The 16,430-nt window shown below is 59.3% G+C and carries 11 protein-coding genes; 4 read left to right on the forward strand and 7 right to left on the reverse strand.

Annotated features, from left to right (window positions below; translation table 11 throughout):
• The first annotated feature begins 283 nt into the window (after positions 1 to 283).
• Positions 284 to 1,618, forward strand: a complete 1,335-nt coding sequence (locus HY17_RS11110; protein ID WP_034766588.1) for a site-specific integrase — start codon at positions 284 to 286, stop codon at positions 1,616 to 1,618.
• A gap of 25 nt (positions 1,619 to 1,643) precedes the next feature.
• Here the strand turns inward: HY17_RS11110 and qatD are convergent, their stop codons facing one another.
• From qatD to HY17_RS11145, 7 genes are read right to left on the reverse strand one after another with little or no spacing between them, the layout of a single operon-like run.
• Positions 1,644 to 2,405: a Qat anti-phage system TatD family nuclease QatD gene (qatD, locus tag HY17_RS11115; RefSeq protein ID WP_034766589.1), complete on the reverse strand. Its 762-nt coding sequence runs from the start codon at positions 2,403 to 2,405 to the stop codon at positions 1,644 to 1,646.
• Entirely contained in the window at positions 2,402 to 3,751 is a 1,350-nt protein-coding gene (gene qatC, locus HY17_RS11120) for a Qat anti-phage system QueC-like protein QatC (protein WP_034766590.1), read from the reverse strand. The genes qatD and qatC overlap by 4 nt, the downstream gene beginning before the upstream one ends.
• Entirely contained in the window at positions 3,748 to 4,635 is an 888-nt protein-coding gene (qatB, locus tag HY17_RS20655; RefSeq protein ID WP_034766591.1) for a Qat anti-phage system associated protein QatB, read from the reverse strand. The genes qatC and qatB overlap by 4 nt, the downstream gene beginning before the upstream one ends.
• The gene (gene qatA, locus HY17_RS11130) at positions 4,635 to 6,596 is read right to left on the reverse strand and encodes a Qat anti-phage system ATPase QatA (RefSeq protein WP_034766592.1); all 1,962 of its coding nucleotides are present in this window, start codon (positions 6,594 to 6,596) and stop codon (positions 4,635 to 4,637) included. The genes qatB and qatA overlap by 1 nt, the downstream gene beginning before the upstream one ends.
• 35 nt (positions 6,597 to 6,631) lie before the next feature.
• Positions 6,632 to 10,507, reverse strand: coding sequence for a hypothetical protein (locus HY17_RS11135; protein WP_197020273.1), 3,876 nt, complete (start codon positions 10,505 to 10,507; stop codon positions 6,632 to 6,634).
• On the reverse strand, positions 10,500 to 11,582 hold the full coding sequence (locus HY17_RS11140; RefSeq protein WP_034766601.1) for a nucleotidyl transferase AbiEii/AbiGii toxin family protein: 1,083 nt from the start codon (positions 11,580 to 11,582) through the stop codon (positions 10,500 to 10,502). Before HY17_RS11140 ends, HY17_RS11135 begins: the two co-directional genes overlap by 8 nt.
• Positions 11,582 to 12,235, reverse strand: coding sequence for a DUF6088 family protein (locus HY17_RS11145; protein ID WP_034766593.1), 654 nt, complete (start codon positions 12,233 to 12,235; stop codon positions 11,582 to 11,584). The genes HY17_RS11140 and HY17_RS11145 overlap by 1 nt, the downstream gene beginning before the upstream one ends.
• Positions 12,236 to 12,714: 479 nt before the next feature.
• Here HY17_RS11145 and HY17_RS11150 point away from each other — a divergent pair, with 479 nt between their 5' ends.
• The 3 genes from HY17_RS11150 to HY17_RS11160 form a co-directional block, all read left to right on the forward strand.
• Positions 12,715 to 13,911: a hypothetical protein gene (locus HY17_RS11150; RefSeq protein ID WP_034766596.1), complete on the forward strand. Its 1,197-nt coding sequence runs from the start codon at positions 12,715 to 12,717 to the stop codon at positions 13,909 to 13,911.
• A 125-nt stretch (positions 13,912 to 14,036) separates the two neighbouring features.
• Positions 14,037 to 16,088: a ParB/RepB/Spo0J family partition protein gene (locus HY17_RS11155; RefSeq protein ID WP_034766597.1), complete on the forward strand. Its 2,052-nt coding sequence runs from the start codon at positions 14,037 to 14,039 to the stop codon at positions 16,086 to 16,088.
• Positions 16,089 to 16,184: 96 nt separating this feature from the next.
• Positions 16,185 to 16,430 (forward strand): hypothetical protein (locus HY17_RS11160; RefSeq protein ID WP_034766598.1); only part of this gene is annotated, 246 nt, incomplete at its 3' end.

Below are 16,430 nucleotides of genomic sequence, written 5' to 3' on the forward strand. Positions count from 1 at the left end.
TGTAACCTATCTCTCCGGTACAAAGTGTTACCTATGTCTCCGGGTCGGACAGAAAGCAAATGGCGCACCCAAGAGGATTTGAACCTCTGACCTCTGCCTTCGGAGCTGGTTCATTGCCCTATCCGAAATGCGCGATAGGGCACGCCAGAGCACGATAACTACCTGAAAAACATTGATTTTCAGAATCCACTCTCCGAAATCCCTATCCGAGAATACGCCCGAATTTGCCGCCAAGTGCTTACGTGGTGCTTACGCGAAGTCGGGTCCGGCAGGGACTGGAACCATGGCGAAGATCACCAAGCGGGTCGTCGATACGGCTGAAACAGGCACCAAAGATTACGTCATTTGGGATGATGAACTCCCTGGGTTTGGTCTACGCGTCTTCGCATCCGGGAAGAGAAGCTATGTGATTCAGTATCGATCAAGAGGACGTTCGCGTCGCTATACGATAGGTCTGCATGGCGTATGGACTCCGGAGACCGCGCGTCGTGAAGCGAAAGCGCAACTTGGCCGGGTCGCTCATGGTGACGACCCCGCCGAAGAACGGGAAGAAGACCGGAAGGCGCTTACCATCAAGCAGCTCTGTGAGCAGTATATCGCCGACATGGAAGCTGGCCTCATCTTAGGGAAAGGCGGCCGGCCGAAGAAGGAGACCACCATTGCCACCGATGTCGGCCGCATCCGCAGGCACATCATTCCTCTTCTTGGGACACGACGTGTGCGGGACATCACAAAGCCGGACATGAACAACCTGATGAAAGACATCATTGCCGGTAAGACGCGCGTGACCATGAAAACCGAAAAGCTCCGTGGCAAGGCCATCGTTCGCGGCGGCCGTGGCACCGCGATCCGGACCATGGGCCTGCTCGGTGGCATTTTCTCTTATGCCGTCGAGGCTGGCGTGATTGAGCACAACCCGACGCATGGTCTCCGCAAACCGAAATATCAGGTGCGCGACCGCCGGCTCAGCGAGGCAGAGTACCGGGTTTTAGGCGGCATTCTTCGCGAAGCGCAGGAGAGCGACCACTACCGGATACACGCCGACATCCTCAAGCTGATCGCGCTGACTGGCTGCCGTCGCGGAGAAATCATAAATCTCAAATGGAGCGAGGTCGATCTCGAGGGTAGCTGCCTGCGGCTGATGGATAGCAAAGAGGGCTCTTCCGTTCGTCCTGTCGGATTGCCTGTTGTCGAGTATCTCGAAGACGAACGAAAGCGACGGGCAGGCACGTATGTCTTCCCCGGCAAGGGCTTGGACAACGCCGTCGGAAACTTCCCACAGAGTTGGAAGAAGATGTTCAAGGACACGGCGCTTTGGGACGTGACGCCTCATGTCCTGCGGCACAGTTTCGCGAGCATTGCGAACGACCTGGGCTTCACTGAGATCTCGATCGCCGCACTAATTGGTCACGCCAAAGGATCAGTCACGAGCAAGTACGTCCATACGCTGGACACGACGCTTGTTATGGCCGCCGATACCGTTGCCGGCTACATCCAAGGGCTCTTAAATGGCATCGAATTCACGAGGAACGCATATGCCTTTGACAGACAATCCCGGAAATCGGCGCTCGACCAGTTCTTGACGGACGCGCTCGCCGGAAACGAGGCTGATCGCTAGACCACATAGTTCGCAATCTGAGTAATTAGTCGTCAGAAAGGAGCGCTTTCAGATTATTCTCGATACCATGCATTACTTCTGAGGAGCTCTTCCCATAAATCTTAGCCAAACCGGCCAAGACGGCATCTACGTTAGACGGCCTCTCTGGTCGGTCGACTTGTTCAGTGAAGGGGCCGTCGGTCTCGGTAAGAACACGATCCGCAGGAAGAGAGCGAACAAGCTGAACCCGCTTCTCGGATGTCAGCATCGATGCATTGATTGAGAAGTAGCAGCCCATATCGATTGCACGGCGTGCTTCGCTTGGTGTGCCCGTAAACCAGTGCAATACGACACGACCGTGCTTTGGAGGCAGATTAGACTCGATCATATCGAGAACTGCCTTGGTTGCCCTTACGCTGTGGATTGAAAGGATCTTGTCGCGCTCGGTGGCGCAAGCCTTGAGTATTTCTTCGAAGACTGATTTCTGCTTGTCCAAGGATTTGTAAAACCTGGGGCCTGCATCTAGTCCGACCTCGCCAACATAGCGTGTGCGCGGCAACAACTCTTTCCATAGCGAGAGCTCGTGAGCATGATCAGCAATGAGTTGTGGATGCAGACCCAGTGCAGCGCGAACATGCCGCGTGTCTTTAGCCAACTCGTGATTTCGGGGCCACGCCCTCGGCGTCGTAGTCACCGCGAGCGTGAAAATGCATTCCCTTTCGCGCTGGGCGACAGCCTTCTCATGATCTGGATAGAGATCGAGATGACAGTGGAAATCGACCGAACGTGGGCGTGAGGCGTCTGTCATAGCGGAGCTGTCTTCACTCCGACGAGCAACTTCCCGACTTCCTCCAGGCCACGCTTATAGACGTCAGCATATGCGTCCCAGCGGTCGGGAAAGTCAGCGAGTGATCCGGGTTTGTGGATCAGAATCTTTGCAAGATCTGATCTCTTCGCGACCCGATTGATCGCAACCTGAAACGACCGAACCTGTTGCCCTTCGGCCTGCGTTGTATCGAGAGTACCGGATCTTAGGTTCGGTACGCCGTAGATCGTTGGATCATCGCCCAAAAGTGCGGCCCTGCGAATGAGGCAAGGCAAACAATATCCACAATGTCCTTGCGGCTTCTTTGTCCAACGACCTTTGGATGGTGACGAGCAGGAGAGCGAATGAGGAACCGTGTCTTTCAAGAGATTACTGTCGGCACACTCTTCAACCATCTCACCCTTTGTCTTGTCCCAGTATGGATTTTCCACCCTCCCGTTGACCCCAAGCCCCCGGAGCAATTCGTTCCACCTCGCCATATAGAATGGATGGGTCGTCCTTGTGCTGAGTGCGCCGAGTCTCAAAGGATCGAGCGGTACATTGAGCGCGATGAAGCCATTTTCAGGCACATTCAGCGCGAATTCCATGTCCAGCGCTGTTCCGGTCGCCACACCAAGTGAGAAGAACAGAAATGATCGGCCTCTAGTCGTATCCTCGGACTCGACGCCATCGATCAAGCCGTGTTCAAAGGCCATCCAGACCCTGAGGCGGTCGAATCCAGAGGTGTCGTATGCCGCTTTAAGGGCGTCGTAACACTGCTCCTGAGATTTGCTCACCAACCCTTCGCCCGCGTGGCTGACCAATATTGGTGTCTTGCCGGCATGGAGACTATCAATCGCACCGATCAGACTGTCCAATCCCCCAGAGAACAAGCTGACGTTATCAAACTGCACAGGGAGGAGAGGGTGTGGGCGCGGGGAAACAAGTGTAGAAAAATCCTTCGGGCGCTTCCGAAATCCAACCGTCCACCTATCGCCTGTGAGGAAATTAAGAGCGCGGGACAGCACAGACGAAACCGTTGACCAACGCTGTGGATCGCTAACCGGGACTACCAACCGGATCTCCCGGGTCCAGGCGTCCTGTGATTCAGAGGCTCGCGAGAGGCGGGTATCTGCAGCGTGCACATGCGCGGCCACCACCAGCAAGTCCACTCCGATCTCAGTGGGCGCCAAGTTCAGGGCGTTCAGATCGTCGAGGGCGTGTCCAATCCCGTGTGCAAGCCGATCGCCTACAAGCAGATCGAGTTCCGATGCCAATTCATCGGTGGCTTTTGGAATGCGCTTTTTGTCGGACGGACCGAAGCGGCCAATGAGCAGATGGCGTCTCATTTCGCGGCCTCCCCTTCACCCATCGTCTGCAGGATCTCGAATGCCGATTGATAAACATCGGTCACGAACCCCATCACCGCCTCCGGTGCCAGCGATTGTATATTCACATTCGCCGAGTTGAGCGCGTCGCTCACTCCCCGTTGAATAAAGTCTCGCAGTTGCCCTTCGACTCGCGCAGCAGTGCGGGGATCCGACGGCATCGTGATCAGCTTTGTGCCAATGTCGTTGCAGATTCGCGCCTCGATCGCATGTGTCGCATAAAGTTCGAAAACGGTCTGGATCTGGTCCGGCGTCAGGCCGTCGATATCTGTGATACCCGCTTCCGCCAAGTCGGCGATCGTCTCAACAAAGGCGTCTCGCGCGATACCCTCATCAATCGAGCCGCCATCAGGACATATGTAATCAGCTAGGCCCGCAAAGACCTCCTCGATGGGTCTCCCTGCCAAGCTTTCTAAGTTGAGGGAGCGTAGGGCTTCCCGAACACCGTTGGTGCTGGCGTTGTTGAGAAAGCCAACCAGTCCGGCGGCGGCCCCCCGCGAAGCCCCCATTCGGCGCGCAGCCTGGTGCGACCCGCCTGAAGACTTCGAGACATACTGAGACACCGCACGCCCCAGGCTTCTGCGGTCGCTCCCCCCTGATCCCGCAAACCGTGTGAAGTTGCCGCGAGCGGAGGTGAAACGATCATGTGCGCCGGGGGGTGGAATGGCTGGCCTGCCTTGTGGCGCAGGTGGAACCGCCGGAGCTGCACCATCATCTTTGCCAGGATCCGGCTGTCCGTCGGCCGGCGTCGAACTATCGCCACCGTTCGAACCTTCGCCGTCAAGCCAGCTAGGGATCAACGGAGTTCCTCCGCCCGCTCCTCCGTAAGCGTTTGAAGTCCCCACTAACGTCCCCCTTTCCGCGTCCGGAGCGCGGCGGCAGCAGACGCTTTCAGGACCGGCGAATTGGACTCCGACCATTTCCCGAGAAGCTTCTCGAGGCGTTCAATGGCACCCGAGTCCTTAATTACGCCCTCCCAGCCCGACACAACCCACGCCCCGCAACGATCACCAGGCAATGCTTCTAAGAGGTCGAGAAGGTTAGCCTGCAGCGTTGGGTGTGCGCGGACCAAAACCGCGACGCCGTCGACCCCGGGCGGCGTCTTCTCAAAGGCGTCACCGCCCACGATACGACTTCTTAACTCCTCGAACACCTGACCTGCCTCTGCGGGCGCGAGTTGCCTCAATTCGCTCTCGAAGGCTTGGACGGCCAATTTGGAACCCAGCAGCTTCTCCACAACTGCCGTCAATCGGCCGAGCACGGATGCCGCGCCGAAATAGTCCTTCCTATCTTTCGTAACGAACAGGTATGGACGTAAATCGACACCTCCGAGACCGGGCGACAATCGCGCCCAAGATCGTATCGCGTCTGAGCCTTTCCACTCCGCCAACATCGCACTGTCTGGCTCGTCGTCCGACTTTTTTGAAGCCGCAACCTCGCTCAAATCGGTCACTCTTGGTCCAGTTCGCCGAGACCTTGTCTTCTTCTTCCGCTCGTTTGCGGCAGCTTCCAGTGCTGCCAAGTCCCGGCAGTGCCCATCTTCGTCCCTAGCGGCTGTGCTCGCGATCTGATCGAATAGTCGGGATAGGAAGCGTTCGGCCAGCATGAGTTTCGCGAGAACCGGGAGTTTTACTTCATCGCCAAAACCTCGGGCCTTTGCCGTCTGATGGCGGAGAAGCATCGTGTTCAGGAATCTCTTGATCTGCCTTGGATTTCCCTGTGTTCCGCTCGCGAGTATGGGACCGATCTGGTCGCTGAGCGTCAGGGAGTTCTGGACTTTGGACGTCTTATCGCCAAGTGCGGCCTTAACCGTCGCGGCATCCAAGCCGCCGGTTTGCCAAGGTCGTTTCAACAGTTCACGCGCAACTTTAATCAACTCGGTATACGCAACGTCTTCATCGCCCAGTTCGGCACCGACAAGCAGCAGCGTAACGTAGATGCGCGTCTCTGTCTCGCCGAGCGCCGGAATGCGGAAGGGAACTTGGATGAGCTTTTCCAAGTAATTTCGGGCATAGTCACGTGGCCCTGTCGTGTCAGGCAACTCGGGAAAATGCTTGCGTACGGAATATTCGATCATCGCCTCATCGGCCGCAACGACGAAAGCGGTTCTTTCCGTGAAGACGAACAAGCGGACTGCTTCGAGGGTCTCAATCGCGACGTCCGGAAGACACCTATCCAGATCGTCGATGAGGACTATCAGCTGTTGTACTCCAGCGAGCTTGAGCAATTCGTCGAAGGCCTTGCGGAACGCTCCAATTTCTTCGGGCACGTTCTTGGATTCGCTCGGTTTCAGTAATCCCTGTACACCATCTATCGCCGCGTCGTAGTTTTCTTTGGTCGCCAGCTTAGACGGATCCGCGAACATTCCCTTTACCGTGCCGACTACGGCATTGACTTGATCGGGAGTGGGAATTCCAGAAAGGGCCGTGAACGCAAGTCCCCCACCATGTCTTGCGACCTTCAGCCAATCGATACGTCGGAATATATCTTTGACGGTTTCACCCGCTTTTGTGGCGAGCGGACGTCGCTCGACGAGTTCCGTGACAATTCCTTCGATCAACGCGATCTTGGCGTCCTCGAAACCCTGAAATCGCCAACCATTGAACTTTATGCAGAGCACATCCGAATTGTCGGAGAGACCATCCTCGATCATCTCGAGGATGCTGGACTTCCCGGCGCCCCAGTCGCCGTGTACACCGATTGTCACGGCATGCTCGGGGCGTTCACGCAGAAGATCAATAATCGTCTTCGCGATCGCTTCGTTGTTTAGTAGATCTACCTTGGTCTCATTGTCAGTAAGTATCAACGCGCCGCCCCTCCCACAAAGACTCGCAGGCCATATTATTTGTTATCATATTTCTGCTCTTGCTCTATCAAAAGCAGCGACAAGTAACCCGTCGTCTCTACAATCTCGTTGGAGGTTCCGCCAATCGCAGCCTGCGCTTCTGCGGCGAAATCAACGTCCCCAGTTCGCAGATGCTCGATCAATTCGGACACATCCGATTGCAGGGCTTGGTCAAAAGCATTGAGCCGTCGGGTCAGTTCCTCGTACTTTCTTTCAAAGGCAGCCTCCAAACTCCGACGGGCAGCAATCTCTTCTTCGGGACGAGTCTCATTGCCGAGCCGTTTTTGATCCATTGCTCCAAGTTCGCTGGCAAGGCTCAGCACCTCCCCAAACATGCTTCCCATAGCAGATGGGGCTTGTGGCAATCCGAGTTGTTCGGCCCAGAAGGCAACTCCTTCCACGTCGGGAAGGAGGGTCTGGTAACCAGACTTTGCGAGCGCCGGGAACGCGACATCCTCAATGTAAGGCATAATCGTCAGGTGGATCGACGGGTCCACCAATGACCGCACGAGTTCGGCTTGTTCAGCGAGTGCGACCACCGCATCTGCTATGTCGGACGCGAGCAACAGTGCGAGAACGTCTGCTGGTGGCCACGGTAGAATACCCTTGGCGTTAACGCGGAGATGGAACTGTGCGGCGATCCCGGCTTCCTCTGCCAAGCGTTCAATTTCTGCCTTTCGCTGAGCTAGCCGTGTTTCCCCGGCAGCTTTGGCAGAGAGGGATACGAGTCGAACGGAGTTGCCTACTCGCGCGCCTTTGCCGCGCGCCGCCCAAGTTACCGCTGGCGCTTGCTTCCTTTCATGGGCTTCTCCGGCCAGAACTCGCAACGTCTCCAATAGCGTCTTAAGTCGGGTAAGCATCGGTGGAGGACCGTCGGCGACGAGATGCCAAGGCTCTTCGGCAATTGCAGTGTCGACATCGGCGATGAGATCGCTCAACCAGGCAATGTATGCACCAGCTTGGTCGGGCAGTATTGCGAACCTCTTGACGAGATTGACGCTTGCGCTGTGCAGGAGGTTCTGGAACTTGGTGACGGCGGTGTTAGCCTCTCCGCGCCCCGCGCCTGACGCTTCCAATGATGAAACAGCGGGAGGCGTCAGTGCTTCAGTATCCGCATTGAGTGAATTCAGCTTGTCGGCGAGGTTGCCGAGTGCATCCTTTCCTCGAAAATGTGCGTCGAAGACCTTCTCCAAGGTCGGCACAAGGGCATCGAGAATTGCCACGCCTCTGGCAAGATAGTCGCTATAGCTCGGAGCGGCGACGCGGCGGGCGATCAGATCCCGCCAACGCCGATTCCATTGAGGAACCGACGGTGGAGGAAGATTTTCTCGGGCAATCCGCTTTGTCCCGAGCGGCAACTGGGCAAGGCCTGCCAATTCGCCACTTGCGGTAATAGCGTTGGACGCCGCTATGTCAGCCGACGGACACAGTGCCAATATCCGTTCGCACAAACTCACAACAGCGTCGTGCGGATTTTTCTGGACAGAGCCGGCAACGTACCAAAGATCGCAACGGACGATCATTCCATCATCGGCATCTTCAATTGTTACAGGCCCGGCCCAAGCTGTCTCTGCCTGAACCCGTGCGAACAGCGCCTCTTGCCCGACCTCGGCGACCCAATCACTGGCGATCTCACGATCCAGGGCGCACAAGGTGCCCATCAGAGACCCCAAGAGATCGAGATTGGCATTCAAGAGGCCTTCTGGAGCCTGCATGAGACTCGCCCGCACCGCGGCTGGCAATGGCATTCCGACCAACGCTGCGAGAATCTCATCTAAGCTCGCCAAATCCGCTGTCTCGATCAGGAAAGACAAGACAGAGGGTGACATACGCTCCATCAACAGGCGGCGAGGGTCGTCTTCCGGCGAACCTTTGATCTGCGAAAGTCGATCCGCTGCGGCCTGGACCTCCGGGATGATGCTGAGACCACTCAGATCAATACCCGCAATCCCGAACATTGCGGCGCTTCCGACTTGCGTTCGCGGCAGCGCACGCGCTTCAGGCGTTTCCAGCCATTCGTCGACGCCCAAGGAAACACGGCCCGAACCTAAACCCCGGAGCGCTGAGGCCAGTGCCCGCGCATCCTGTTCGTCCTTCAAGCGGGCAATCAGGCCATTGAGCACCGTTGGAACAGGCAAGCGCCGCGCAGATAGCGTGTCCGCGACCAACGGCTCGAGATCGGCGGCGGGCACACTCGCGATCGTCCGTTCGAAACTCGTTTCGAGGGTCGGCAATGTTGTCTGGTGCGTGAGCTGCAGCAATTCTTCGGATCGAAGCTGGTGTAGGCCGGTGACCGCGCCCGGAGCAGGTGAACGAACCAGATGTTCCTGGATGAGGCGCTGTAAGGCGCGTGACAGATCGGCCTCACTGACTGAGAGCGCGCGCGCCAATCGCGATGCATCGACTTCAACATTCGCTGTGCCTGCCCAGGCGCCGGATCGCAGAATATCCAGTTCAAGGGAACGCTTCGGATCTGAAACTCTGGCCGCAACCTGGTCGGCGAGGAGTTCGTGCATCCTCTGTCCGCGCGTCAGGATATGGACATATTCGAGAAGAAGGCCATCGCTCATCTTCCACGGCTCGTACCAACCCGCCCAGTTCGTCTTTTCGGCTTCGCGCAGTTCTCGCCAGAGTCGTTCTGCGAGTTCGTCATCGGGATCGGCGCGTATTTCGGCTGCCCGCGCGCGCTCTGCAATCAGCGTAACATCTTCTTCCCGGACCGAACCGAGCAGGACGACGCCGGGCACAGACATCGCCTCTTTGAGCAAGGCGCCCCAGCTTTCCGGCCCATTCCGGCCGACATCATCCATGACGAAGCCCAAGGGGCTGTCTACTGAAGCACGAAACGTACGGACCAACTGGCGCAGAGATGGAATATCCTCCGCACTCAGACGACGGATACGAAACCACCGCACCGTATGGCGCAACGCGTTGGCGGCCTCCCACATCAAAGCGGATTTTCCGGCCCCTGACGGTCCGACGATCAATGCGGCCCGGCGTTGTTCAATACCGTCCACCAACGCCGATCTGCTTCGGGGACGTTCGGCCACCAAACCTGCCGCGATGTGACCGGGTTCTACATCGACTCCGAGATAGAAGTTCGGATCGTTGAGAGGCGTAAGGAAATCTACCGGTTCGCAGACGCCATCCCTGAGGGCGCGTTCGATCGCGTCAATGTCGATAGCGGCCAAGACATCGCGAATTGACGTTTCGGTGTCGGAGATTGAAACGCCCCGATAGTTCTCCGACGCCAACTGGCCATTGGCGTCTGCCAGGGCACCCACGCGGACCAGCATATCGGCAAAGCACATCTGGGCTGCGATTGGGGCGCAGTTCAACCGATCAACGATCAGGCTGATCGCCCATTCCTGCGGTGAGGTCGCCACGACGATTGATGTTCGTGGGAGAAGATCAGTGGCCCCACTGAACTTTGAAAGCCTTGTTCTGATCGGACCTTCGATTGGGCGGACTGCGGGGTGGTCGTCGAGGGGATGGAGGCCCGCTACCTCCCGCTCAAGAACGAGCTCAAGTTGCTGCGGCTGCGGTGCGGAGCCAAGCGACCGATTCCACAGGTCTTCAATGTGTCCAACCGTCTCGCCTTCCGTATAGTCCCCAAGGTGTTCCCGCCGGCTCTTGACCTGGACAAAGCTCGTTGCTTCGCCACGCAGCTCAATATCGTCGCCACCTTCCGGGATCACGATGGCGGGCGCTCGCTGACCAGCCCATATTTCTACCGCTAACCAAGCGGACACGGCATCCTGGTAACGAAAACCCCGGCCTGCATTGGATCCAGCCCTGGATGCAGCCTTGGCCGGTTTGGACGATGGCTTTGGATTTCGGCGCGGCTTCGGGCCTTTTGTCTTTTTAGCCATGCTCCTGGCCATCGCTTCCTTCAGCCCCTTCCGTCGGAGCATTCAGAGCCGTCTCAAGTTCAATGATATCGTCGATAATCTCTTCAAAGGCCGGAGCTTCTCCGAAGATCATGCCCGACATGGCGCGATAGTCGCGGCTAAGGTCGTCGAGCATCTTGCCCTCGGGGCGAAGAGAGAATGTGGGGGGCGTTGCCGTCGCGAGATCGAAGGCCGGGCGATTGAAGAACATGCGGGCATGGGCCACGCAGTCGGCGCCCAGTTCGCGATCTTTCAACGCCCTTTGTCCGGTATCTGAAGCCAACAGTTGGTGTAGATCGTAGTAGTGGCGCGAGACCCGCTGGCCATTTCCTTTGAGTTCTCCGCGATTGTCGAACCAACGCCGCAGCCCATGCAGGATCACGACCTTGTCCCAAAAGGTCCGTTCCGGATCGACCGTTGTGACGTTATCGACACCCAAGTCGATATCTGGGATATCGCTTTCCAGATACGGCCGGATGACGCGATCCGAATTGGGATCGAGAGCCGACTTCGCTCCGGACTCGATCTTTACAGCCTTGCCGACATAGGTATCTTCGGGTGTTGCCGTCGGATAACGCACATAGAGCGCCTGACTGTCTTCGGGGTCAGGCTCAATGTGGAGCTGTTCCGCGCTCAACCCATTACGTTTGGCCGTTTCGCCTGTAATCGCGGACAGCCCCGCTAGGCACGAGCCATTGATGTAAGCCTCGCACGCCGCTTTGATCGCATCCAGAGCTTTGCCGCGTTTCTTACCGCTGAGAGCTTCTAGTTCCGTGATGGAGGCTGCTTCTCCCAGATCGTCACGGAAGACAGTGACATCGATATCTTCCGAGAAGCGCTTGATCACGCCGAACCCTTTGGAGAGCGATGTGCCGCCCTTGAACAGCAAGCGTGGCCTGTCTGCCAATCCATTGAAGAGCGCATCAAGGGTCCAACAGACCCAAAAGTCTTTTTCGACATTCTGGGGCGTCGTGCCGAGGCGCTGGGCCGTCGTCGTATAAAGACCCAACCTTGTCTCGTCGTCTGCTGCAATGACCTGGTCGAATGCGGGGTTCATCATGTGCCGGCCTGTTCTTTCAACATCGGCCGCAACAGGCTCTGCATCCAGCTCGGCAGCGTCGACAGGCCCGACAACAGGTCCGCCCGGAGCGCTGGCCCATCTTTCGGATCATGAAGAATTGCGGTCAGACGACGCTTAAGAATTGCGTCGTCATCGACCTGGCCCATGGTGTCACGTAGCCAATGCAATGCCTGGACGATGCGCATGGCCGGCCGCCCGGCCCAGTACAACTTGCTCGCAGCGGTTGGCTTGAACGTGATTCCGAGTTGGCCAAGCGAGACCGACTTGAGCCGCGCATCCGCGTGCACGACGATTTTTGCAGGAACCGCATTCGTAAGTCCGAGATCATTGGCGGCAGTCATGCCATCCACAAGTACGCGGATCTGGTCCCGCCGAGCGATGGCCTCGATAACCTGTCTTGGGTCGGGAGGATTGCTTTTCTGTGTCAGACTGTTGAATGACGGCTTGTCGTAAAGCCCCCGATCCACCCGCCGCAAACTTCCAGCGCGTGTCAGCCGCTGCAGTGTCTTGTCCACGGCGTCGCGCGCGCCAAGATCGAGGAAGTCTCGCGGCGTCCAAACCCCTCTGGTCGCACCCTTTTCGATGCGCGTCAGGATCGCGGTTTTCAAATCTAGTGCAGTGTCTGTCATGTCCGAAATATGTAGTGATATTTCGGACAATCCGCAAGTGCGACGTCCGAAATCTGTATGCAAATTTCGGACAGCGCTTGGGCGACTGATATGTATCCTCACACTTCAGAGCCCATAGTGTGAGGTCTTGTATCATCAAAGCGATGCAAGTCAGGGCAGCCTTCCAGTGAACCATCGACCTTTGGCCCAGGCCGCCAGGAGAAAGGCCGCCGCCCTCCGGGTCGGCCTGTCGGCGGAGCGGATGCACCGCTTCGGCTGATTGGCAGTCAATGTTCCGCTAATTGGCATCTCGTTGATCGCTGCTTGGGAGTCTGACTGGGGAAAGCCTTCCCCTGCGTCCGAGCCCAGGTCTCCGCCTACCCCTTCTGCGGGGAGACGCCGTGGGCGCCCCAGAGAGTGAGAGTTCGGCGGCTTTCGCCGTGACGGGTTTGGAGGTCGAGAGAGAGGCTCTCGGCCGGCCCGCCCACGGAGATTGACCCATGACGAACCTTAAAACCCCGGACGGCCGACACGACGCGAGCGGCGGCTACAAAGTTGATATCTCGCGCGGAGAGCGGATCGGCCGTGTCTCCTCGGAATGGTTTTCCCGGCCGGATGACGAGCGCTACCTGTCCCTGTCGGAGCTTTACGCCTCGGTGAAGGGCCGCGCCGAGCGCAGCCGCACGCGGACGGTCGAGAGCGCGGCGATCCGCGTCGAAGCCCATCGCGACGATCCGGAAAACCTGGCGCTCATCCTGCCCGAAGCCGACGCGCCGGTCGCGCCGACCCATTGGAGCTTTGGCCAGCTCGCCAGCTTGGTCAGCGCGCCGGCGGCCTATCTGCGCCAGCTCCCGGCGCAGCTTGCGGGCATCAACCTGCAATACGGGCTCACCTCGCACCGAGCCGAGCAGATCAAGACGCTGGAAACCGAAGACGGGCGCACGGAACTACGCGCCGTCACCGGCCCGGATTATGGCCGGATCTACGACCACGAACTCGTAGCGGCCGTGCAGAAGATAGCGGGGAACGGAACTGGCGATACGCGCTGGAAAGTGCCCGGCACGCTCGATTGGTCGAGCGGCGTCTACAATCCGATGGTCGACATCACCAAGGACACGACCACGCTATACGCCTCCGACCGAGACGTCTTCCTCTTCCTGGTCGACGACATGAACCCGATCGAGGCGGGCAAGCTGCCCGATGGATCTCCCGATCTCTATTTCCGAGGGTTCTATTGCTGGAACTCGGAGGTCGGCGCGAAGACGCTCGGCATCGCCAGCTTCTATCTGCGGGCCGTCTGCCAGAACCGCAATCTCTGGGGGGTCGAGGACTTCCAGGAAATCAGCATCCGGCATTCCAAATACGCCGCCAACCGCTTCGCGCACGAGGCGGCGCCAGCTCTGACCCGCTTCGCCGACTCCTCGCCGCGGCCCTTCGTCGAAGGCATCCGTGCGGCGCGCGAGCGCATCGTCGCGCGCAGCGACGACGACCGCACCGACTTCCTCCGCAAGAGGGGCTTCTCCAAGGCGGAGACGGCCAGGATCGTCGAGACAGTCCTCGCCGAGGAAGGCCGGCCGCCCGAGTCCGTGTTCGACTTCGTGCAGGGCATCACCGCCGTCGCCCGGTCGAAGCCGCAGCAGGACGCCCGGCTCGACATGGAGGGCAAGGCGAAGAAGCTTCTGGAGCGCGCGGCGTAGCTGCAACCAGCGTTCTGCCTTTCCGGTCCGTCGCTTTCTCAAGAGGAAGAGGCGGGCCGGGTTTTTCGTGACGGGTTTGGAGGTCGAGAGAGAGGCTTTCGGCCAGCCCGTCGCGGAGAACTGACATGACCAAGTCTCAGAAAATCACCCTCAGCGCCTCGCGCGACATCCCCTTCAACAAGCTGGTGCTGAGCCAGTCCAATGTTCGGCGCATCAAGGCCGGCGTCTCGATCGAGGAGCTCGCCGAGGACATCGCCCGGCGCACGCTCCTGTCCTCGATCACCGTCCGGCCGGTGCTGGACGAGGACGGCGCTGAAACCGGCATGTTCGAGATCCCGGCAGGCGGACGCCGCTACAGGGCGCTCGAACTTCTGGTCAAGCAGAAGCGGCTGAACCACACAGCGCCCGTGCCCTGCATCGTGCGCACGGACGGCCTGGCAGAAGAAGACAGTCTCGCCGAGAATGTTCAGCGTGCCCCGCTTCATCCGCTCGACCAGTTCCGCGCCTTCCAGGCGATGCGCGAGAAAGGCAAGAGCGAGGGAGAAATCGCGGCGGCCTTCTTTGTCTCGGCGAATGTTGTCAAGCAGCGGCTTAAGCTCGCCGCCATCGCGCCGTCGCTTCTCGACGCCTATGCCGAGGAGGAACTGACCCTCGACCAGCTCATGGCCTTCACGGTCAATCCCGACCATGAGCGCCAGGAACAGGTCTGGGAATCGATCAAACGGACTTACGCGAAACAGCCCTATGAAATCCGCCGCATGCTGACCGAAGGCGCCGTGCGCGCCTCCGACCGGCGGGCGCAGTTCGTCGGGCTCGGCGCCTATGAGGCGGCCGGCGGCGCTATCCTGCGCGATCTGTTCCAGTCCGACGATGGTGGATGGCTGCAGGACGCTGGTCTGCTTGCGAAACTCGTCGATGAAAAGCTCGAAACCGATGCGGAAGCGATCCGCGCCGAGGGCTGGAAATGGATCGAGATCGGCACGGACTTTCCCTATGGTCATACCTACGGTCTGCGCCGGATCATCGGCGAGACCGAGCCGATGAGTGAGGACGAGATCGCCAGCTTCCACGCGCTGAAGGCTGAATACGATCAGCTTGAGGAGGAGTACGCCGAGGAGTTCCCGGAAGATATCGACAGTCGGCTCGGCGAGATCGAAACGGCGATGGAAGCCTTGCAGGAGCGGCCCGTCCGCTTCGAGCCGGACGAAATCGCCGGGGCCGGCGTCTTCGTCAGCATCGGCCATGACGGCCGTCTGCGTGTCGAACGCGGCTATGTCCGTCCCAAGGATGAACCTTCCGTCGAATCCGACGGACAGGACGAGGTCGATGGGATCGACGCGTCTGCCGAGGAGGACGTCGACGACGCTACGCCCCCCGATGCCAGCGACGAGGCGGAAGAGGAAGACGATGGCCTGAAGCCGCTCTCCGACCGCCTCGTCATGGAATTGACGGCGCATCGCACGCTCGCCCTTCGCGACGCGCTCGCCAACGATCCGCAGACGGCGTTCCTCGCCTCCCTGCACGCGATGACGCTCCGGCTCTTCTATCACTATCCGCTGGATAGCTGCATCGAGATCACCCCGCACAGCGCCGGTTTCGGCGGCCAGGCGCCGGGCCTTGGCGACACGGCTTACGCGCTCAGCATCGACGATCGCACGACGAGTTGGCTAGGGGCGCTGCCGAAAGCGCCTGAGGATCTGTGGGAGGCGCTGGTCGGGTTCGACAACGATAGCCGCGAGGCGCTGTTCGCGCATTGCGTCGCCATGACCGTCAACGCCGTCCAGGAACCGTACAACCGCCGGCCGCGGGCGCTCGCCCATGCCGATGTGCTAGCGGCGACGCTCGGGCTCGACATGGCGGCGGCGGGCTGGGCGCCGACGGGCGAGAGCTATCTCGCTCACGTCACCAAGGCCCGCATTTTGGAGGCCGTGCGCGAAGCGAAGGGCGACGGGGCGGCCGACCGCATCGCTGGTCTCAAGAAACCGGACATGGTCGCGGCCGCCGAAGAGCTTCTCGAAGGTACCGATTGGCTGCCCGAAGTCCTGCGCATGCCGGCTCTCGCCGAGAGCAAAGTGCAATCGGCGGAGAACGGCGGCGAACCGGCCATGGGCGATTCCGCCGTCATCACCGATGATGAACCTGTCACCGGCAACGCCTTCGCCACTGCGGCCGAGTGACCGGGAGCCAAGCCCCCCAACGGCTCCCGCAGCCGCTCCTGGAGCCCGCCCACTGTGGCGGGCTCCTTCTTTTTTGCTCTCAGCATGGAGGCGCAAATGAGCAGCGCTGCATCCGAAATTGCAGGACGGCTCGGCCGCGAGGCGGAGGCCGTTTGTCGCCACTACCTCTCCAACGGCCGCAAGCAGGGCCGCTACTGGATCGTCGGCGACATCGAGAATACGCCTGGACGCAGTCTTTATGTTCGCCTGACGGGACCAGCCCACGGTCCGGGTGCCGCCGGGAAATGGACCGAACATGTTGCGTTGCGGTTTATGTTGCGGCTGGGGGCTGCTCCCTTGTTC

The sequence above is a fragment of the Hyphomonas sp. CY54-11-8 genome (genome assembly GCF_000682735.1).
In the GTDB taxonomy this organism is placed as follows: domain Bacteria; phylum Pseudomonadota; class Alphaproteobacteria; order Caulobacterales; family Hyphomonadaceae; genus Hyphomonas.

Coding starts and splice junctions, on each gene's coding strand:
- HY17_RS11110 (WP_034766588.1), top strand. CDS start 284: ATGGCGAAGATCACCAAGCGGGTCGTCGATACGGCTGAAACAGGCACC.
- qatD (WP_034766589.1), bottom strand. CDS start 2,405: ATGACAGACGCCTCACGCCCACGTTCGGTCGATTTCCACTGTCATCTC.
- qatC (WP_034766590.1), bottom strand. CDS start 3,751: ATGAGACGCCATCTGCTCATTGGCCGCTTCGGTCCGTCCGACAAAAAG.
- HY17_RS11135 (WP_197020273.1), bottom strand. CDS start 10,507: ATGGCTAAAAAGACAAAAGGCCCGAAGCCGCGCCGAAATCCAAAGCCA.
- HY17_RS11140 (WP_034766601.1), bottom strand. CDS start 11,582: ATGAACCCCGCATTCGACCAGGTCATTGCAGCAGACGACGAGACAAGG.
- HY17_RS11145 (WP_034766593.1), bottom strand. CDS start 12,235: ATGACAGACACTGCACTAGATTTGAAAACCGCGATCCTGACGCGCATC.
- HY17_RS11150 (WP_034766596.1), top strand. CDS start 12,715: ATGACGAACCTTAAAACCCCGGACGGCCGACACGACGCGAGCGGCGGC.
- HY17_RS11155 (WP_034766597.1), top strand. CDS start 14,037: ATGACCAAGTCTCAGAAAATCACCCTCAGCGCCTCGCGCGACATCCCC.